Here is a 20942-nt window from a genome sequence, read left to right on the forward strand (position 1 = left end):
TTACTTCCAGCTCCTTCCTTGACATTCCGAAATGTGTTCAAATCCTAATTCATCTAAAAGCGCTGGTAATTCTTCAATAATTGTTGGACATACAAACGGATCAACGAAGTTTGCTGTCCCAACTGCTACTGCACTTGCACCAGCGTAGAAGAACTCAATTACATCTTCCGCCGATTCAATACCGCCCATTCCGATAATCGGAATGTTAACAGCTTGACTCACTTCGTACACCATGCGAATTGCCACTGGCTTAATCGCTGGTCCAGATAATCCCCCTGTACGGTTTGCTAAAATTGGTTTTGCTGTTTTTAAATCTAAACGCATGCCAAGCAATGTATTAATCATCGTTAATCCGTCTGCACCCGCGTTTTCAATTGCTTTTGCAATCTCAACAATGTTTGCCACGTTCGGTGACAATTTCACATATACCGGCACTTCAGAAACCTCTTTTACTCGCTTCGTTAAATCAGCAGCAATTTCTGGGACTGTACCAAAAGCGATACCTCCCGTTTTTACGTTTGGACAAGAAATATTTAATTCTAGTGCATGAACATTTGGTGCTTTCGAAATTTCCTTTGCAACTGCTACATAATCTTCAGCTTGTGACCCAGCAACATTCGCAATAATAGGAAGATCGAATTGCTCTAGAAAAGGTAATTCGGAAGTCATTACCTTTTCTAGACCAGGATTTTGAAGTCCAATTGCATTTAACATTCCACCTGGTGTTTCAGCAACGCGAGGCGTTGGATTTCCATAACGAGGTTGCTCTGTCGTTGCTTTAATCATGATTGATCCAAGTACACTTAAATCATAAAATTGTGCATACTCACGACCAAACCCGAAGCAACCAGAAGCCGGGATGATTGGATTTTTCAATGATAATCCTGGTAATTCAACTTGCAATCTGTTCATAGTACAACCTCCCCGATTGGAAATACTGGCCCGTCGCTACACACCTTCTTGTAAGAATGTCCGCTTGGATCTTCTTGCAAGTGGCATACACATGCGAAACACGCCCCAATACCACAGCCCATACGTTCTTCTAGTGAAATATAGGCTTTTTTCTCTTTATAACGGCCTTCTAATGCACGTAGCATCGCTAAAGGTCCACATGAGTATAAAATGTCAAAGTCAATTCCATACGCATCAATCACATCTGTTACAAATCCTTTTGTACCATGTGTGCCATCGACTGTTGCAACATACGTATCACCAAGCTCTGCAAATTTCTCTTCGTAGAAGACGACATCTTTCGTTTGGAAGCCTAAGATGTGAATGACACGTACACCTTTTGCAACAAGGCGTTGTGATAATTCATAAAGTGGTGGCACACCAATCCCGCCTCCAACTAATAAAGCTGTTTGTCCTGCCTCTGCTTCTTCTACTGGAAATCCATGACCTAATGGCCCTAATACGTCTACAAGGTCACCTTGTTTTCTCTTTGCTAATGTTTTTGTTCCTTGTCCTTCCGCACGATATAACATTGTAAATTCGTTCTTATCTTGATCGACATTACAAATACTAATTGGGCGGCGCAAGAGGGGCGTAATGCCCTCTGCTACCTTAATGTGTACAAACTGCCCAGGTTCGTTCATTTGCTGTACAAGATCACCTTGAAGCACTAATTCGTAAATATTTTTTGCGATTTCTTTTTGGTTAACGACAATCATATTTTGCTTTTGCATCATGCATGTACCACCTCGTGACGCTCAGCTCCCGAAAATTCTTTCATAGCGTGAGCTGAAAATGTCATAGATTCTAGTACGCGTAAAATTGCTCTTGTTGTATCTAGTGACGTTAAGCATGCTACACCATTTTCTACAGACTCACGACGAATACGGAAACCATCACGCGCTGGTTGTTTTCCTTTTGTTAATGTGTTAATAACAAAGTGTGCTTTTCCTTGGCGAATAATATCAAGCAAGTTGTAGTCTTCAGAATCAATTTTGTTTACAACTTGAACTGGAACACCTTGGTCTGTTAATGACTTCGCAGTTCCTGCTGTCGCTAATAAGTTATAGCCAATTTCATGGAATCGTTTAGCGATTTCTAGCGCTTCTTCTTTATCTTTATCTGCTACTGTGATGATTACAGATCCGTGCGTTGGAATATTGATTCCAGCAGCAACAAGTCCTTTATATAATGCTTTTTCAAGTGTTAAGTCTTTACCCATTACTTCCCCTGTTGATTTCATTTCAGGTCCTAATGTTGTATCTACAGAACGTAGTTTTGCAAAAGAGAATACCGGCGCTTTTACATATACTTCGTTATTTTCTGGGTGATAGCCAGTTTCATATCCTTGCTCTACTAATGATTTTCCTAAAATAACTTTCGTTGCGATATTCGCCATTGGTACACCTGTAATCTTGCTTAAGAATGGTACTGTACGGCTCGCACGTGGGTTTACTTCAATTACATACACTTCATCTTTGAATACGACAAACTGGATATTTAGCAATCCAACAATGTTTAATCCTCTTCCAAGTGCAATTGTATTTTCAATGATTTGTTCTTTCAGTTTTGCAGATAAACTTTGTGGTGGATATACTCCAATTGAGTCACCAGAGTGAACTCCAGCGCGTTCAATATGCTCCATGATACCTGGAATGAATACATTTTCACCGTCTGAAATTGCATCTACTTCAATTTCTTTACCAACCATATAGCGGTCAATTAATACTGGGTGATCTGCATGAACTTTAACTGCGTTTTTCATGTAATGCAGTAATTCTTCTTGACGATATACAATTTCCATTGCACGTCCACCAAGTACGTAAGATGGTCTTACTAATACTGGGTAACCAATTTCTTCAGCAATTGCTACCGCTTGCTCTACAGTTGTTGCTGTTTTACCAACTGGTTGAGGAATACCAAGCTTTGTTAATGCTGCTTCAAATTTATCGCGATCTTCCGCACGGTCTAAATCTTCAAGAGATGTTCCTAAAATTTTCACACCATGCGCTTCTAATTTTGCAGCTAAGTTAATTGCCGTTTGTCCACCGAACTGAACGATAACACCTTCTGGTTTCTCTAAATCGATGATGTGCATCACATCTTCAATTGTTAATGGCTCAAAGTATAACTTATCAGAGATACTGAAGTCTGTTGAAACTGTTTCTGGGTTGTTATTGACAATAATTGCTTCATACCCAGCTTCTTTAATTGCCCATACAGAGTGAACTGTTGCATAGTCAAATTCAACACCTTGACCGATACGGATTGGACCAGACCCAAGTACAACTACGCTTTTACGATCTGTAACGATTGATTCATTTTCATCGCCATATGTGCTGTAGTAGTAAGGCGTTGCAGATTCGAATTCTGCCGCACAAGTATCTACCATTTTGAATACTGGCGTCATATTATTTTCTTTGCGCATATCGTAAATTTCACGCTCAGTTTTATTCCAAGCTGCTGCGATATAATGATCACTGAAGCCCTTTTCTTTCGCGGATTGTAATACTTCCATATTTCCTACATTCGCTTTTACAACACGTTCCATATTTACGATGTTCTCAACTTTTTGTAAGAAGAAGAAGTCCATTTCACACCATTCGTTAATTTCTTCTTTCGTTACACCTTGACGAATTGCTTCTGCTACAACGAACAGGCGCTCATCATCTGCTTTTATAATACGTTTTTTCATCGTTTCTTTATCAAGTTCTTTTAAGTGATCTAGTTCTAAGTGATAAATACCAAGCTCTAGAGAACGAACTGCTTTTAGTAATGATTCTTCTAGGTTACGTCCGATAGACATTACTTCACCAGTTGCTTTCATCTGTGTACCCAGTGTTCTGTTTGCTGATTCAAACTTATCAAATGGCCAACGTGGAATTTTAGAAACAACATAATCTAGTGCTGGTTCGAAACATGCATATGTTTTTTGCGTCACTGGGTTTACGATTTCATCTAATGTTAAACCGACTGCAATTTTTGCTGCTAACTTCGCAATTGGGTATCCAGTTGCTTTTGATGCTAGTGCAGATGAACGGCTTACACGTGGGTTTACTTCGATTACATAGTACTGGAAGCTATGTGGGTCAAGTGCAAGCTGAACGTTACATCCACCTTCAATTCCTAATGCACGAATAATTCGTAATGAAGTGTTACGTAACATTTGATATTCACGGTCACTTAATGTTTGGCTAGGCGCTATAACGATAGAATCCCCTGTATGCACACCAACTGGGTCGATGTTTTCCATGTTACATACTACAATCGCATTATCATTTGCATCACGCATTACTTCATATTCAATCTCTTTAAAGCCTGCAATACTTTTTTCTAATAAGCATTGCGTTACTGGGCTATGTTTTAAGCCGCTTGTTACAATCTCAATTAATTCTTCTTCATTATGGCAAATACCGCCACCAGTTCCACCTAGCGTAAATGCAGGACGAACAATTACCGGATAGCCAATTTCTTTTACAAATTCATATGCTTCATCAAGCGTATGGATAATTTCACTTGACGGTACTGGTTCGTTTAAGTCTTGCATTAATGTACGGAATAAATCACGATCTTCCGCTTGCTCAATTGCTGATAATTTCGTTCCTAAAATTTCAACTCCGCACTCGTCAAGCACACCTGATTTCGCAAGTTCAACCGCCATGTTTAAGCCCGTTTGACCACCTAAGGTTGGTAAGATAGCATCTGGACGTTCTTTACGAATAATACGGCTTACGAATTCTAATGTTAATGGCTCAATGTATACTTTATCTGCTGTTGCAGTATCCGTCATAATTGTTGCTGGGTTAGAGTTAACAAGGATTACTTTGTAACCTTCCTCTTTAAGAGATTGACAAGCTTGTGTACCAGAGTAGTCAAACTCCGCTGCTTGCCCAATTACAATTGGTCCTGATCCGATTACTAAAATTGTGTTAATGTCTAGGCGTTTTGGCATAACTCTTCCCCTTCTTTCTTGAAGTTTTCAATCATTGTTAAGAAATCTTCGAATAAATCATTTGCATCTTCTGGTCCTGCTGAAGCTTCTGGATGGTATTGTACTGTAAATGCTGGGAACTTCTTATGACGAAGACCTTCTACTGTTCCATCATTTAAAGCTACATGTGTAATTTCAAGCTCTGTATTTTCAACTGATGCTTCTTCTACTGCGTAACCATGGTTTTGAGAAGTAATTGCTACTTTTCCAGTTGCAAGATGTTTTACTGGATGGTTTAAACCACGATGACCGAATTTCAACTTACTTGTATTTGCACCAGATGCTAGCGCGAATAATTGATGCCCAAGGCAAATTCCAAATAATGGTACCTTCCCGATGATACCTTGTAACATTTCGATTGCTTCTGGCACATCTTTTGGATCTCCAGGTCCGTTACTTAGCATAATTCCATCTGGGCTTAAGCGTAGAATTTCTTCTGCTGATGTATTGTAAGGTACAACGATTACATCACAGTCACGTTTATTTAGTTCGCGTAAAATACCATGTTTCATGCCAAAGTCCACAAGTACAACACGATGACCACGGCCTGGGCTTGGGTATGGATCTTTTGTTGATACCCGTTTTACATGATCTGTAAATACTGTCGCTTTTAATTGGCTAACGATGTACTCTACATCCGCATCCATGTTACAAAGACGTCCGCGTAGTGTTCCATATTGACGAATTTTTCTTGTTAGTTTTCGTGTATCAATACCAGCTAAACCTGGAATATTTCTTTCTTTTAAATATTGATCTAACGTTAACTCATTACGGAAGTTAGATGGATAATCGCATATTTCATTTACGATTAATCCGTGTACAGATGGTTGAATAGATTCAAAATCGTCACGGTTAATACCGTAGTTTCCAATTAACGGATACGTAAATGTTACGATTTGACCGCAGTAAGATGGATCAGATAATGTCTCTTGGTATCCTGTCATTCCTGTTGTGAATACCACTTCACCTGATTTTTCAATTTCTCCGCCGAAACCTTTTCCAATTAAAATTGTTCCATCTTCTAAGATAAGCTGTCTTTTCATACTAATGCACTCTCCTTTTGCCATGCGATCTTACCGCCAACTAATGTCATAACCGGCCATCCTTGGCACTTCCAGCCTGCAAATGGCGTATTTTTTCCTTTTGATAAGAATGTTGCTGGGTCAATCTCTTCTTCTTGTTCCAAATCGATAATTGCAATATCAGCGGCTCTTCCTTCTTGCAGTCGGCCAGCTTCTAAACCAAATGTGTCAGCTGGTTTTTCTGTTAAGAATTGAATTAACTGTTCTAATGTGATAATTCCCTTTTTCACAAGATTTGTATATAGTAGTGGGAATGCTGTTTCAAAACCAGTAATTCCAAATGGCGCTCTTTCAATACCTTGTGCTTTTTCTTCTGCTGCATGCGGTGCATGATCTGTTGCAATTATGTCGATTGTTCCATCTAATAACCCTTCAATTAAAGCCTCATAATCTTCTTTTCCTCGAAGCGGTGGGTTCATTTTAAAGTTTGGATCCATACCTGGGATATCATCTTCACATAATACTAAGTGATGCGGTGTTACTTCTGCTGTTACTTTAATTCCTGCACGTTTTGCATCACGAATCACACGTACAGATCCTTTTGTACTTACGTGACAAACGTGATAGTGACAACCTGCTGCTTCTGCAAGTAATATGTCCCGGGCAATATGTACGGACTCACATACTGATGGGATACCGTTTAATCCATGTTTCTCAGAAAACTTCCCTTCATGTACACATCCTTTATTTATAAGCGTATTTTCTTCGCAGTGTGCAACAACTGCCATATTTAATTTTGCTGCACGCTTCATTGCTGCCAGCATCATACTTGCATCTTGCACGCCTACTCCATCATCGGTAAATGCAAATGCACCTAATTCTTTTAATGTTTCAAAGTCTGTCATTTCAGAACCTGCTTGGCGTACTGTAATCGCTCCATATGGGAGTACATTTACATGTGCTTTTTCTTTAATTCGTTTTTGTAAATCTTCCATATGTTCTCTGCTGTCTGGTACTGGACGTGTATTTGGCATTGCGCAAATTGTTGTAAATCCACCTTTTGCTGCTGCAAGTGTACCTGTTTCGATTGTTTCTTTATGTTCACCACCTGGTTCGCGAAGATGGACGTGTACATCTACTAATCCAGGTGCAATTAATTTTCCATTTATATCGATTACTTCAGCATTATCCGCTGTAATATTTTCTGCTACTTTCGCAATTTTACCGTCTTGTACAAGAAGATCTGTTGCTACGATTTTTCCTTCTTCATTCAAATAACGTCCATTTTTAAATAAATAATTCATGTTTCATTCCTCCTAATACATTTGGTAATGCGCGTTTTAGTACAGCCATTCTTACATAAACACCGTTTTCCATCTGTTTAAAGATACGTGAACGCTCACACTCGACAAGTTCACTCGCAATTTCTACATCACGATTCACAGGCGCTGGGTGCATAATAATGCTACCTGGCTTCATGCGTTTCTCACGTTCAATTGTTAAACCGTGCTCTTCATGATACTCTTTCATAATGTCTGTTTCATAATGATCATGACGCTCATGCTGCACGCGTAGTAACATCATTACATCAACTTCTGGAACTAGTTCGTCTAATCTTTTGAACGTTCCATATGTGTTCGTTTCATCTTTCCATTCTTCTGGACTTGCAAAATAAACGGTTGCTCCTAATTTCGTTAACGCCTCTGCATTTGAACGTGCTACTCGGCTATGACGGATATCTCCAACAATTGCTATCTTCAGTCCTTCAAATGTTCCAAATTCTTGTTTTATCGTTAGTAGATCAAGCAAACATTGTGTTGGATGATTTCCACATCCATCACCTGCATTTAAGATTGGAATATTCACTTTCTCTCTAAGCTCATCGAAATAGCGATCTTGCCCGTGGCGGATGACAACAGCTCTTGTTCCTATCGATTCAAGTGTTTTTACCGTATCGTACAATGTTTCTCCTTTTTGTACGCTAGAAGACTCTGCTGAGAAGTTGAGAACATCAAGTCCTAAACGTTTCTCTGCTACTTCAAAGCTAAAACGTGTTCTCGTACTATTCTCAAAGAATAAGTTTGCGACAAACGTTTGCTCTGTCGTCTTTATACCCTTTCCGCTTGCGAAATCTTCTGCATCTTTCAGGATTTCTGAAATCTCCTGCTCCGATAACTCACTCATCGTTAACAAATGGTTCATTGTCATCCCTCTTTCTGATTTTTATGATAACACCTGTGAATTTATATAAGATTAACTGCATAAAAACACCCTAGCTATGTGAGACTAGGGTGTAACAAACTACACACCCTTTTCCGTCTCACAGGACTGAATTAAAAGGCTGTCTTTATGAAGCAACTTGCTTTGATTGTTTTTTCGTTTTCATTTCAGGTAAAACTAGGTTTAACAGTACTCCCACGATTGCTGCAAGAGCCATACCTTCTACTTGGAATGATTGACCTATATGAAGTACTGCACCGCCGATTCCGATAACTAGTATGACTGATGCAATCATTAGATTACGTTTATCTCCGAAATCGATTTTCTCATCTACTAACATACGTAAACCGCTTGATGCAATAACACCGAAGAGCAAGATTGATACACCGCCCATTACCGGCGTTGGAATCGAATGGATCAGTGCTGAGATTTTCCCAATAAATCCGAAGATGATTGCAAATATTGCAGATCCGACGAACAAGTACACACTGTATGCTCTAGTAATCGCAAGTACCCCAATATTTTCACCATACGTTGTATTTGGCGGCCCTCCAATTGTGGACGCGATAAATGTTGCAATGCCGTCTCCCATAATAGAGCGATGCAAGCCTGGTTTTTCAATCAAGTCTCTATTTACAACATTTCCAAGTACAATTTGATGTCCGATATGTTCTGAAATTGTTACGACTGCTACTGGTACCATCACTAGTACGATTTTCCACGAGAACTCCGGTGTATATGTGACAAATGGTACTACGAAGTCTGGTACATCAAACCATTTTGCTTCTACTATTGGTTTCAAGTTAACTAAGCCTTGGAAGTAAGCAAAGATATAACCACCTATGATTCCAATTAAAACTGGTATGATGCTAAGAAACCCTCTTCCAAAAATCGAGCATATGATTGTAATTGCTAATGTTACGAGTGCAACTGAAAAGTGTGTAAAGCTATATTTTCCATCTGCGCTATTCATTGCCATATTTACTGCTGTATGTGCAAGACCAAGCCCAATTACCATAACAACTGGACCAACTACAATTGGCGGTAAGAGATTCATAATCCAATTTGACCCAGACTTTTTAATTCCCAGTGCAATCAACATGTAGACAAGTCCTGCCATCATTCCGCCAAGCATTGCTGCTCCTGGTCCACCTGCTGCTTTTGCTGTAATAATCGGCGCAATGAACGCAAACGATGATCCGAGGTAAGCTGGTACTTGCCCTTTCGTCACAAGTAAGAATGCTAGCGTTCCTAATCCACTTGAAATTAAAGCAACTGCTGGACTTAATCCTGTTAAGAATGGCACAAGCACCGTTGCCCCAAACATTGCGAATAAATGTTGTATACTTAACAATAACCATTTTCCTGGTTTCGGTACTTCATGAATGTCTAACACTGGCTTTTGTTCCATTGTTATCTCCTCCTCCAATGTTAAAAACTTGCAATAAAAAAACTCTTTGCGCCCTATGCACAAAGAGTCCTATACTTTCATATGTCAAATTAGACATATGAAAGTCAAGACCCTTTGGCAGCCTCGCAGGACTACATTTAAAAGGGCTTTATTTTTCGTATATGCTTACTCGATCTTGTTTATCAGTTTCTTGAAGGTCTACTTCAATACGTTCTTCGCTTGATGTTGGAATGTTTTTCCCTACATAATCAGCGCGAACTGGCAGTTCACGGTGACCTCTATCTACGAGAACAGCTAGCTGAATTTGCGATGGTCTACCGATGTCCATTAATGCATCCATAGCAGCTCGCACTGTTCTTCCTGTATACAATACGTCATCAACAAGAATAACTTTTTTATTTGTAATATCAACTGGAATGTCTGAACCTTTTACAAGTGGTTCTTTGTTTTTAGATTGTAAAGTCAAGTCATCACGATATAACGTAATATCTAACTCACCAACAGCCATTTCTTTTCCTTCAATTTGAGCAATTCGTTCTGCTAAGCGCTGTGCGATGAAAATACCGCGTGTTTTAATTCCAACTAGAACACAATTTTCAACACCCTTATTGCGTTCTACAATTTCATGACTAATGCGTGTTAAAGCACGGCGAATCATTTGATCGTCTAGTACCACTGCTTTTTCTTTCATATTCTTCACCTCCAGGCTTATTTCTTGCGTGAGAGGAATGGTATAAAAAAACCCTCTCGTCGTGTACGAGAGGGTTTTCTGAAAAAAGGGTATACGTATACCCTATGTATTTCAAACCGTTACCTTCTCAACCTCACGGGGTTGTGTTAAAGGACTTATTCAACTGCTGTTATTATGTCAGTTTTTATAACGATTGTCAATATTATTTTCGCAAATCATTTAAAAGATCTACAAAAATTTGTGGAACTGGTGCTTCAAACTCTAAATATTCACCTGTACGTGGGTGAATGAAACCTAAAATACCTGCATGTAAAGCTTGACCATTTATATCAAATGTTTTCTTTGGTCCATATTTGGGGTCACCTGCAAGTGGATACCCAATATACTTCATATGTACACGAATTTGGTGCGTACGGCCGGTTTCTAATTGACACTCTACATGGGTAAAGTTATTAAACCGTTCTAATACACGGAAATGAGTCACAGCATGTTTTCCGTTTTCCTCAACGGTCATACTTTGACGGTCTTGTTTATCACGACCAATTGGCGCATCAATCGTTCCTTTATCATGCGGAATAACACCATGAACAATTGCTTGATAACGTCTCGTTACCGTTTTCTCTACAAGCTGGTTGACAAGCGCCTCATGTGCCATATCATTTTTTGCCACCATCAATAACCCAGATGTATCTTTATCTATGCGATGTACAATCCCCGGGCGCATTACACCGTTAATACCTGATAAATCTTTACAATGATACATTAAGCCATTTACTAACGTACCGCTCGTATGCCCTGGTGCAGGATGTACAACCATGCCACGTGGCTTGTTTACAACAAGTACATCACTATCCTCATAATGAATCTCTAAATTCATATCTTCTGGAAGGATATCTAATGATTCTGGCTCTGGAATGGTAACTGTAATTTCATCATTTGTTTTTACTTTATAATTCCCTTTGATGTCTTTTCCATTTACCGTTACAACACCATCTTTAATCCATTGCTGTACTTGTGAACGAGACCATTCATTGTTCACACCTGCAAGAAACTTATCAATCCGTTCACTTTTGTTCTCTTCTGTAACTGTTACTTGTACTACTTCGCTCATTATTTACTCCTTTGTTTTCTTTCCTTCTAGTAATGTTTGAATAATAATTAACGCCACACCCACACATAATGCCGAATCTGCAACGTTAAATACAGGGAAGTTGTATGAAAAAATATACGTATGAATAAAATCAACAACTTCTTTTCGTACGACACGATCAATAAAATTACCAATTGCCCCGCCTAGAATAAGACCAAGCGAAATGCCGAGAAGCTTGTCTGTCTTTGCGTATTTCTTCATATAAAACAGAATAAAAATAACAAAGATGACTGTGATAACGTAGAAGAACCACATTTTATTTTCTAAAATGCCCCATGCAGCTCCGCGATTGCGGTGAGACGTTATATACAGCACATTATCAATAATTGGAATGCTCTCACCTAACTCCATTTCCTTCACGATAATCCATTTTGATACTTGATCAATGGCGATCACAAATAACGCTATTAAATAATATATCATTTTCGTTTCCCCCACAATGACAGTGTACCTCAAAATTTTAGCATAGCTGCTATGTTTTCACAATGAAGCATCGCATGGGAGCATAAAATAAAATGAATTAGGTAATATAATATTGTTGTCTTTAAGGTGTTTTTACTTTTCCATAGAAACATTCATGGACTGTACGTGCTGTTGGCATCCCCTTTAATTGTCTAAGTGTCATTCTTTGTCCGGTTTCTTCACAAATTCCATACATCCCAATTTCCATTTTCCAAAGTGCTCGCTCTACATCTTTTAAATCTTCTCTCATATCATGCAATAATAATTTATTTTTCACATCTGTTTTAACTATACCTAACAATTCCTGACCAAATTCTACATTATACGCATACAACTCTTCCTTCGCTAATCTTTCCTGTAATTCGCGCTGCATTAATTGTAGTTCTGCTTGAATCTCCATGTATGTGTCAGTCACAAGTGCGTCCCTCCCGGCTGGAATGTATCGTTAGTTTATCCGAAACGCACACGATTACCGCACACACATTTTTCCTTCCAAGGAAGAAAAAAATCGACTGCAGATAAGACAGCCGATTTTTTCATTTCATTATTTTACATAATGTTCTGTTACAACTTCTCCGCAACGCTTACATAATGTTGGATGGTCCGCATTGCTTCCTACTGTTTCAGAGACAACCCAGCAACGTTCACACGTTTCACCAGTTGCTTGCGCTACAACAACAGCTGTATGTTCATATTTCGGTGCATCAGCTGGTGCTTCTTCCATCGTTCCACCAAGGTGGTACTCAGAAACGATAAATAATTGTTTTACATCTTCTGTAATGGATTGTAATAATTCTTTCATTTCTGCTGTTGGATAAAGTGTGATACTTGCATTTAATGATTTACCAATCACTTTTGCATTACGTGCATCTTCTAACGCTTTTAATACATCATCGCGAAGTGTCATAAATGCATCCCATTTTCCTTTTAACTCTTCAGCATCTTCTACTTCTACAGCTTCTGGCATGTCAGTTAATTGGACGCTTTCTTCTACAGCGCCAGGGATATATGGCCATACTTCATCTGCTGTATGCGGTAAAATTGGCGTTACAAGTTTTGTTAATGCAACAAGTACATCATATAGTACCGTTTGAATTGCACGACGGTCATGATTATTTTCTGATTCGATATATAAAATATCTTTTGCAAAATCTAAATAGAATGAACTTAAATCAATTGTACAGAAGTTATGAATCGCATGATATACAGCAGCAAATTCATAAGTTTCATAAGCATCTTTTACTTTTGTAATTAAGTCATTTAATTTCACTAACATGTAACAGTCTACTTCACGAAGCTTCGCAGCAGATACCGCATCTTTACTTGGATCAAAATCAGCTAAGTTTCCTAATAAGAAACGGAATGTATTACGAATTTTACGATATACTTCTGCTACTTGTTTTAAAATATCATCAGAAATACGTACATCAGATTGATAATCAACTGAAGATACCCATAAACGTAAAATATCGCCGCCTAATTGGTCCATAATTTTCTTCGGTACAACAATGTTTCCAATAGACTTACTCATCTTACGACCATCACCATCTAGTACGAAACCGTGACTTAAAACACCCTTATACGGTGCTTTACCTGTTACCGCAACCGCTGTTGATAATGAAGAGTTAAACCAACCACGATATTGGTCAGATCCTTCTAAATACAAATCAGCTGGACGTTGCAGATCATCACGCTCTTCTAGCACTGCTTGATGGGAAGAACCAGAATCAAACCATACATCCATAATGTCTGTTTCTTTACGGAATTCACCATTTGGACTAGATGGGTGTGTAAAGCCCTCTGGTAGTAAATCTTTCGCTTCACGTTCAAACCATACGTTTGAACCATGTTCACGGAATAACGCTGCTACATGATTAATTGTCTCATCTGTAATAATTGGATCACCATTTTCTGCATAGAATACAGGAATCGGAACACCCCATGCACGTTGACGAGAAATACACCAGTCACCGCGGTCACGAACCATGTTATGAAGACGAGTTTCCCCCCAAGCTGGTACCCATTTTGTTTCCTCTACAGCTTGTAATAATTCTTTGCGGAATGCTTCAATAGATGCAAACCACTGTGCAGTTGCACGGAAAATAATTGGTTGTTTCGTTCTCCAGTCATGCGGATAAGAATGCGTAATAAATGTTAATTTTAATAACGCACCAACCTCTCCTAATTTTTCTGTAATTGGTTTATTTGCTTTATCGTAGAATAATCCTTCAAATCCAGGAGCTTCGCTTGTTAATACACCTTTATCATCAACTGGACAAAGAACTTCTAAACCGTATTGCTTTCCAACTAGGAAGTCATCTTCCCCATGTCCAGGTGCTGTATGTACACACCCTGTACCAGCATCTGTTGTAACATGCTCACCAAGCATAACAAGAGAATCACGGTCATAGAATGGATGTTTCGCCGTTGTATATTCCAGTTCGCTACCTTTTACTGTTTTCACAACTTCAGCATTTTCCCACTCTAATGTTTTCGCAACTGTTTCAAATAACTCAGAAGCAATGATATACTTCGCATCTGCCACTTTCACAATGCTGTATTCAAGTTCTGGATGAACAGAAATACCTAAGTTAGCTGGCAACGTCCAAGGTGTCGTTGTCCAAATAATGAATTTTTCGTCGCCTTCTAAAACATTCTTTCCATCTTTTACAGGGAATGCCACATAAATAGACGCAGATTTTTTATCTTTATATTCAATTTCCGCTTCAGCTAATGCAGATTCACTCGTTGGAGACCAGTAAACAGGTTTTTGTCCTTTATAGATATAACCTTTTTTCGCCATTTCACCAAATACTTTAATTTGCTGTGCTTCATATGCTGGCTCTAATGTAATGTATGGATGATCCCAATCACCGCGTACACCTAAACGTTTAAATTGCTCGCGCTGACGATTTACTTGCTCGTATGCATATTCTTCACAAAGTTTACGGAATTCAGCAACTGTCATTTCTTTACGCTTAACACCTTTATTTGTTAAAGCTTGCTCAATTGGTAATCCGTGTGTATCCCAACCTGGTACATATGGTGCACTGTATCCTGTCATTGATTTGTAACGAACAATAAAGTCTTTTAATACTTTATTTAATGCATGTCCCATATGAATGTCGCCGTTCGCATATGGCGGTCCATCATGAAGCACAAATAGCGGGCGTCCTTTTGTACGTTCTTGCACTTTTTCATAAATGTTCATTTCAGCCCATGTTTCTTGCATGACAGGCTCACGTTTCGGTAAATTTCCACGCATTGGAAATTCTGTTTTTGGCATTAATAATGTATCTTTATACTCCATGCTCAAATTCCTCCTTGAATATATAAAAGAATGACATTTTTTCTAGATAAATGGAATAAAAAAGAGACCTTCTCATCCCCAAAAAGGGACGAGAAGGTCTCCCGCGGTACCACCCTAGTAGACTACTACATATAGTAATCCTCTTTATATTCTTAACGCGAATACACGCCTCTGCTTACTTTGTTGTTCAGCGAGGAACTCCAGGGTGATATTCCCCATTCTCTCCTTATCCTGAGCTTCCACCGTCCTCAGTTCGCTATATAAGGTATGAAAAAAGTACTTATCCCTATCTTCGTTTTTCTAAAAAATTATGTTGTATAGAATTATATGTAATAACGCGAAAAACGTCAAGTTTACACTGTTTCTTCTTTCTTAAGAAGCTCATCTACTTCTTCTTCTAACTCAATTAACTTGTCCCAATCATCATTGTTTAGCATTTCAAGCTGTGCTTCTAATAGCATACGGAAACGTGTACGGAACACTTTTGCTTGCTTTTTCAATTCTTCAATATCAAATGCCACTTTTCTTGATTTTACGAGCGCTTCATTAATAATACGGTCCGCATTTTTCTCTGCTTCACGAACAATTAATTTTGCTTCTTTTTGAGCATTACGTTTGACTTCTTCTGCTGCTTCTTGCGCTACAACGATAGATTTATTCAATGTATCTTCAATATTAGAGAAATGTTCTAATTTCCCTTCTAGTTGTGCGACTTTTTCTTCTAACGCCTTCTTCTCACGAATTACTAATTCATAATCTTTGATGACTTGATCAAGAAATTCATTTACTTGATCCTCATCATAGCCACGAAAACCACGACTAAATTCTTTATTATGAATATCTAACGGTGTTAACGGCACAAACGCCACCTCCAAGTAGGTTATCTAAAATTTCCTTTTTTAATTATATCTTTTCTTCGACAAAATGGGAGACTTTCCTTCTAAAAAAAGAAATCATTTTAAGATTCCATACAAAATTATCCATTTATCGCGCTTTGTTTTTCCCTCAACAGTGAGTAATTTACTTCTGCCATAACCTCTCACAGAAAATACGTCTCCTGGAAAGCATTCGTAAGCAGATTGCTCAACGACTTTCCAATTCACTTTCACAAGACCATTTTTAATGAATGGTTGAACCTTTTGACGAGATATATGAAACATTTCTGCTAGCAATACATCTAATCGCAGGGATGATACTGTCCCTGACTTTTCATTCCACTGATCTTCTATATGTATTGCAAGATCAGTGGACACAGGTGATAAAGATACTTTTGTTTTTCCAATTGATTGTAAATTCATTCCTATATACGATACAACTTCTTTTGCAACTACAATTTGGGCACGATCGTTTTGGAGCCAAATATCTCCGCATTTCTCTCGCTTTAAACCAAGTGACATAAATGCTCCTAATATTTGACGATGCTCCAGTGAATAAAATTTAGAAGGATAGTCAATTTCTAATATTTCTATTTGAAATTCTTCTGTATTCGGCATAAGGTAATCGGGATAAATTAAAGCCCGTTTTCTTTCTGCACTGGGAGCAGCTCCATATAACTGAAACGCTGCATCTCCTTGATTTCCAACAATCATCGAAACAATTTGTTGTTCACGCGGGTCAAGAAAATCAGTAAGTTTCACTTGATGATATTCTTCCGCTGCATGCTTCCATTCTAATACTTTATCAACGAAAACCGTTTCTTCAGGCCTAAAATGTTCATAAATGCTCATCTATATTGTCTTACCTCATGAAAAATTCAAATACACGTACTAATCCTGAACTCGCTAAATTCAGTACAAGGATTGCCACAATTGGAGAAATATCAATTACACCAATTGATGGGATAAATCTCCGGAACGGTTCTAAATACGGCTCACAAATACGGGCAAGGAAATCACCAAATGTTGACTCTCTTGCTCCTGGAACCCAAGATAAAAGGATATAAACAATAAGCGCATATGAATAAAACCTGAATAGATAGAGCAAAATTGTTAAAATCATTGTCATAGTGCACTACCACCTTTTTATATTTGTATCTTCCTCTTCACCAAATAGTTCAGAAATTGCACCAACAATATCTACATTATCTGGCGTACATATAAATGTTTTTGGACCTAATTTTTGAATATCTCCACCTATTGCATATACAGTTCCACTTAAAAAGTCAACAATACGCAGCGCTTGATCTGTAGACATGCGTTGTAAATTAATTACAACTGCACGGCGACCTTTCAAATGATCAGCAATCCCCTGTGCTTCTGAATACGTACGCGGCTCTAATAAAACAACTTTTGAAGGTTGTTTGGCTGTTTCAATACTTACCACGTTTTGTTTCGGTTGTACCTTTGCAAGAGGAATATCCTGCTCTGGTTCCTGCTGTTTTTTCATTACATTTTGCTCCTTTTCGTAAGCATATTGTGCTTCTCGCTCTTCTGGTGTGTCAAAAAAGAAATACTTTACTTTTGACCAACTCATATTAAAATTCTCCTTCCTTCTATTCTTTTCCCACTAAAATCGTCCCCAAACGAATAAATGTAGCGCCCTCTTCAATTGCAATTGTATAATCATTTGACATCCCCATTGATAACTCCAGACACGGAGCATTCGATAGGTTTAAATCTTGTACTTGCTTTTGCAGTTTACGCAACATTTGAAAACAACTGCGAATTTGCATTTCATCGTCTGTGAAAGGTGCCATTGTCATCAATCCGACAACTTCAATTTTATCAAATTGTTGTAAGTTGTAAATAAAGTCAATTGTCTCATCTATGTCTAGCCCTTGTTTAGACTCTTCCGCTGAGGTTTTTACCTGAACAAAGCAGCGAATGGGTTTGGTTGCTTGTTTTTGAATTTCTTTTGCAAGTGAAAGACGATCAAGTGAATGTAAATAATCAATCTCATTTATGATCTCTTTTACTTTTCTAGATTGCAATGATCCGATAAAGTGCCATGTCGCTTTGCTTCCAAAATACTCATACTTCTGTAAAAAACCTTCATTGCGATTTTCACCAAGATGTACAAGCCCAGCTTGTAACACTTCATTTGTCTTTTCAATACCTACTGTTTTTGTAACAGCAACAAGTGTAATTTCGTCTAAGGATCGATTCACTCGCTGACATGCTCTTTCAACTTCTTGCCCGACATATGCTAAATTCCCTTGTACTGTCACTGCTTTCCATCCTCCTTAAAACCAATAAAACTAAGCATTCTTCCCGTCTTTCCCTGGTCGCGGCGATGTGAGAAAAATAATTGCGGTTCACAGCTTGTACAAAAAGATGACATCGCAATATTTTCTTCTTTAATCCCAGCTTGTAAACATAGCAAACGATTTATTTCCTTTAAATCTATTGCATATTGTCCCTCAGAAATCATTTCATATGGAACAGAACCATGAAGCACTTGTTTAGCAGCAGATAATACGCGATCATCTACAACATAACAACACGCGCCAATAGACGGACCAATAGCAACATGTATATCATCAAGCGGTATACCTTCCTCTTTCCACTTGTCGATCATTTCACTCGCAATTCCTTTTACAGTTCCTTTCCAGCCAGCATGTGCAAGTCCAATCATTCTATAAGATGGCGCATAAAAATAGATTGGCACACAATCCGCATAACAAGATGTTAACAACACCTCTGCATCTTTCGTGTATATGCCATCCGTATTAGGGATACCATCTTCATAAGAAAAGACACCTTTTCCTGTCTCTTGCTTGCCCACTTTTACAACATGACGATCATGAATTTGTTCCGAACAAACCCAAGTTTCTAATGGAACGTGTAACTTTTCTGCTAAAAGCCGCCGATTTTCATGAACATCTTCTACATTGTCATGAACGTGTAACCCTAGATTCATTGTATGAAAGGGGCCGGTACTCACTCCACCTTCTTTTGTAGTAAATCCAGCTTTAATGTTTCCAAGTTCTTCCCACATATGTAAATGTAACATACCGTCCTTATATGTAAATGGTTCTCTCATAAAAAGGCTCCTTATAATAAAATAACATAAAAAGTATGGTACTTCCTGTCTATTTTACCATACTTTTATTTTTCCATAATGACAACATAAAAAAAAGAGAAATTTGTAATATTCTTTAAGAAGTTGTCGGTGTTTGTATTGTTTCTGTAACAGTAGGAACGTGATCCGCTCGAACTAAAATAACATCTTCCCCTATTTTTACAATTTGTTTCCAAGGAATTACAAATTCCTCTTCTTTTCCGAATAACCCTAACATTTTTCCTTGCTTTGTAATTATAACTGCCTGAATCTTCCCTGTTCTCATATCAATGTCGATATCTCCAATGTTTCCAAGTCTTTTTCCATCAGATACATTGACAACATCTTTCATTTGAAATTCTGAAATACGTAGCATTGTCATCCTCTCCTTTGTCTCATCCTTAACTAACACCACAATTTCACCTCAATGAAAAATAATAAAAAACCTATCAATAGGTACTTTTTCCTTTCCACATCTTCTTCGCCCTCTCTAAATCTTGGGATGAAGATTCTATCGTTTACCAATGATGAGATAAAGCAGAACTTCTATTTTAGAGAATACATCCTTCACGTACAAAATCTTTTCTTTATAGTTATTATATGAGCAGGGCATCTTTCCTATGAACAGAATCTCAAAACGCTAAAAGGCCTCATCTTTAATGATGAGACCTTAGCCTTGAATTGTTTTATTCATTTGTTTAATTGCTGATTTTTCAAGACGTGACACTTGTGCTTGAGAAATCCCAATTTCCTCGGCCACTTCCATTTGCGTTTTCCCTTGAAAGAAACGTTTACGAATAATCATCTTTTCTCGTTCATTTAATCGCTTCATTCCTTCTTTTAATGCCAGTTCTTCAACCCATTGCTCGTCCCTTTGTTTATCATCACTTAACTGATCCATAACAAAAATAGGGTCCCCACCATCGTTGTATATTGGCTCAAATAATGAAACTGGGTCTTGAATTGCATCAAGTGCAAACACAATTTCTTCGTGCGTCACATCAAGTACTTTTGCTATATCCATCGCTGTTGGTTCCTTTGAATTTTCAGCAATGAGTTTTTCGCGTACTTGCAACGCTTTATACGCAATATCTCGCAAGGAACGCGATACTCGTATTGGATTATTATCACGTAAATATCTTCGAATCTCTCCGATAATCATCGGTACAGCATATGTTGAAAATTTAACGTTTTGGCCTAAATCAAAATTATCAATGGATTTCATAAGTCCAATGCAGCCAACTTGAAATAAATCATCAACAAACTCCCCTCTGTTGTTAAATCTTTGGATGACGCTCAGTACAAGACGTAAGTTTCCGTTTACTAGTTTCTCTCTTGCGCTTATATCACCGCTTTGCATTTCTCGAAATAACCGTCGCATTTCTTCGTTTTTTAGTACTGGAAGTTTAGATGTATCAACACCGCAAATTTCTACTTTGTTTCTCGTCAAAGTGTTCCCTCCTATCGGGAGTTGCTGTACAGTGTAAAGTATCTCCTTGGGAGGGAATTTTATGCATATATTCATTTATCGAACTTTTTCAAATGAGACTTACATTATTTATCCCGCTATTCGTGGACAGTAATACTCCCACCACAAAATTCGGCGAAAGCATTGTCCAGTTCCAGTGGCTAGAATGTTCGGTGGCTTCGCTTCACATTCTGGACGAGCCACTTCCGCTTTTCTAAAGAAGTTAGGTGGGAGATAAACTGCTGACATGCGCCCGATTGGTGAGGG

20 protein-coding genes and 1 other annotated feature are annotated in these 20942 nt (G+C 38.2%); all 20 genes read right to left on the minus strand.

Annotated features, from left to right (window positions below):
* Nucleotides 1-912, minus strand: coding sequence for a dihydroorotate oxidase B catalytic subunit (gene pyrD / locus V7024_RS09810; protein ID WP_335518937.1), 912 nt, complete (start codon nucleotides 910-912; stop codon nucleotides 1-3).
* Nucleotides 909-1688, minus strand: coding sequence for a dihydroorotate oxidase B electron transfer subunit (gene pyrK, locus V7024_RS09815; protein ID WP_335518941.1), 780 nt, complete (start codon nucleotides 1686-1688; stop codon nucleotides 909-911). Before pyrK ends, pyrD begins: the two co-directional genes overlap by 4 nt.
* The gene (gene carB / locus V7024_RS09820) at nucleotides 1685-4903 is read right to left on the minus strand and encodes a carbamoyl-phosphate synthase large subunit (protein ID WP_335518943.1); all 3219 of its coding nucleotides are present in this window, start codon (nucleotides 4901-4903) and stop codon (nucleotides 1685-1687) included. The genes pyrK and carB overlap by 4 nt, the downstream gene beginning before the upstream one ends.
* Nucleotides 4888-5985 (minus strand): carbamoyl phosphate synthase small subunit, encoded by a 1098-nt coding sequence (locus V7024_RS09825; protein ID WP_335518946.1) that lies wholly within the window; start codon nucleotides 5983-5985, stop codon nucleotides 4888-4890. Before V7024_RS09825 ends, carB begins: the two co-directional genes overlap by 16 nt.
* Complete coding sequence (pyrC, locus tag V7024_RS09830; RefSeq protein WP_335518949.1) at nucleotides 5982-7268, minus strand: dihydroorotase; 1287 nt, start codon at nucleotides 7266-7268, stop codon at nucleotides 5982-5984. The genes V7024_RS09825 and pyrC overlap by 4 nt, the downstream gene beginning before the upstream one ends.
* Nucleotides 7252-8166: an aspartate carbamoyltransferase catalytic subunit gene (locus V7024_RS09835; RefSeq protein WP_335518951.1), complete on the minus strand. Its 915-nt coding sequence runs from the start codon at nucleotides 8164-8166 to the stop codon at nucleotides 7252-7254. Before V7024_RS09835 ends, pyrC begins: the two co-directional genes overlap by 17 nt.
* Before the next feature lie 145 nt (nucleotides 8167-8311).
* Nucleotides 8312-9595, minus strand: coding sequence for a solute carrier family 23 protein (locus tag V7024_RS09840; RefSeq protein ID WP_098916269.1), 1284 nt, complete (start codon nucleotides 9593-9595; stop codon nucleotides 8312-8314).
* 148 nt (nucleotides 9596-9743) lie between these two features.
* On the minus strand, nucleotides 9744-10286 hold the full coding sequence (pyrR, locus tag V7024_RS09845) for a bifunctional pyrimidine operon transcriptional regulator/uracil phosphoribosyltransferase (protein ID WP_335518955.1): 543 nt from the start codon (nucleotides 10284-10286) through the stop codon (nucleotides 9744-9746).
* A 202-nt stretch (nucleotides 10287-10488) separates the two neighbouring features.
* Nucleotides 10489-11397 carry an RluA family pseudouridine synthase gene (locus V7024_RS09850; RefSeq protein WP_335518957.1) on the minus strand — a complete coding sequence of 303 codons (909 nt, stop codon included), beginning with the start codon at nucleotides 11395-11397 and terminating at the stop codon, nucleotides 10489-10491.
* Nucleotides 11398-11400: 3 nt separating this feature from the next.
* Nucleotides 11401-11859, minus strand: coding sequence for a signal peptidase II (gene lspA / locus V7024_RS09855; RefSeq protein ID WP_098916272.1), 459 nt, complete (start codon nucleotides 11857-11859; stop codon nucleotides 11401-11403).
* 121 nt (nucleotides 11860-11980) lie between these two features.
* Complete coding sequence (locus V7024_RS09860) at nucleotides 11981-12313, minus strand: molecular chaperone DnaK (protein WP_335518960.1); 333 nt, start codon at nucleotides 12311-12313, stop codon at nucleotides 11981-11983.
* A gap of 129 nt (nucleotides 12314-12442) precedes the next feature.
* The gene (gene ileS / locus V7024_RS09865) at nucleotides 12443-15208 is read right to left on the minus strand and encodes an isoleucine--tRNA ligase (RefSeq protein WP_335518963.1); all 2766 of its coding nucleotides are present in this window, start codon (nucleotides 15206-15208) and stop codon (nucleotides 12443-12445) included.
* A gap of 81 nt (nucleotides 15209-15289) precedes the next feature.
* Nucleotides 15290-15510 (minus strand) — a binding site (T-box leader).
* Nucleotides 15511-15561: 51 nt separating this feature from the next.
* Nucleotides 15562-16068: a septum site-determining protein DivIVA gene (gene divIVA / locus V7024_RS09870; RefSeq protein WP_098916275.1), complete on the minus strand. Its 507-nt coding sequence runs from the start codon at nucleotides 16066-16068 to the stop codon at nucleotides 15562-15564.
* 93 nt (nucleotides 16069-16161) lie between these two features.
* Nucleotides 16162-16935, minus strand: a complete 774-nt coding sequence (locus tag V7024_RS09875; RefSeq protein ID WP_335518966.1) for an RNA-binding protein — start codon at nucleotides 16933-16935, stop codon at nucleotides 16162-16164.
* 10 nt (nucleotides 16936-16945) lie between these two features.
* A complete protein-coding gene (locus V7024_RS09880) occupies nucleotides 16946-17212 on the minus strand; it encodes a YggT family protein (protein ID WP_335518968.1) in 267 nt (88 codons plus the stop codon).
* 6 nt (nucleotides 17213-17218) lie between these two features.
* Nucleotides 17219-17680, minus strand: coding sequence for a cell division protein SepF (locus V7024_RS09885; protein ID WP_335518970.1), 462 nt, complete (start codon nucleotides 17678-17680; stop codon nucleotides 17219-17221).
* A gap of 19 nt (nucleotides 17681-17699) precedes the next feature.
* Nucleotides 17700-18374: a YggS family pyridoxal phosphate-dependent enzyme gene (locus tag V7024_RS09890; RefSeq protein WP_098916279.1), complete on the minus strand. Its 675-nt coding sequence runs from the start codon at nucleotides 18372-18374 to the stop codon at nucleotides 17700-17702.
* Nucleotides 18371-19189 carry a peptidoglycan editing factor PgeF gene (gene pgeF / locus V7024_RS09895; protein WP_335518974.1) on the minus strand — a complete coding sequence of 273 codons (819 nt, stop codon included), beginning with the start codon at nucleotides 19187-19189 and terminating at the stop codon, nucleotides 18371-18373. Before pgeF ends, V7024_RS09890 begins: the two co-directional genes overlap by 4 nt.
* Before the next feature lie 115 nt (nucleotides 19190-19304).
* Nucleotides 19305-19583, minus strand: a complete 279-nt coding sequence (locus V7024_RS09900) for a YlmC/YmxH family sporulation protein (RefSeq protein ID WP_020059241.1) — start codon at nucleotides 19581-19583, stop codon at nucleotides 19305-19307.
* 294 nt (nucleotides 19584-19877) lie between these two features.
* A complete protein-coding gene (sigG, locus tag V7024_RS09905; protein ID WP_020059243.1) occupies nucleotides 19878-20657 on the minus strand; it encodes an RNA polymerase sporulation sigma factor SigG in 780 nt (259 codons plus the stop codon).
* Nucleotides 20658-20942: the final 285 nt, after the last annotated feature.

It is taken from the genome of Bacillus sp. JJ864, from assembly GCF_036963045.1.
Classification (GTDB): domain Bacteria; phylum Bacillota; class Bacilli; order Bacillales; family Bacillaceae_G; genus Bacillus_A; species Bacillus_A pseudomycoides_C.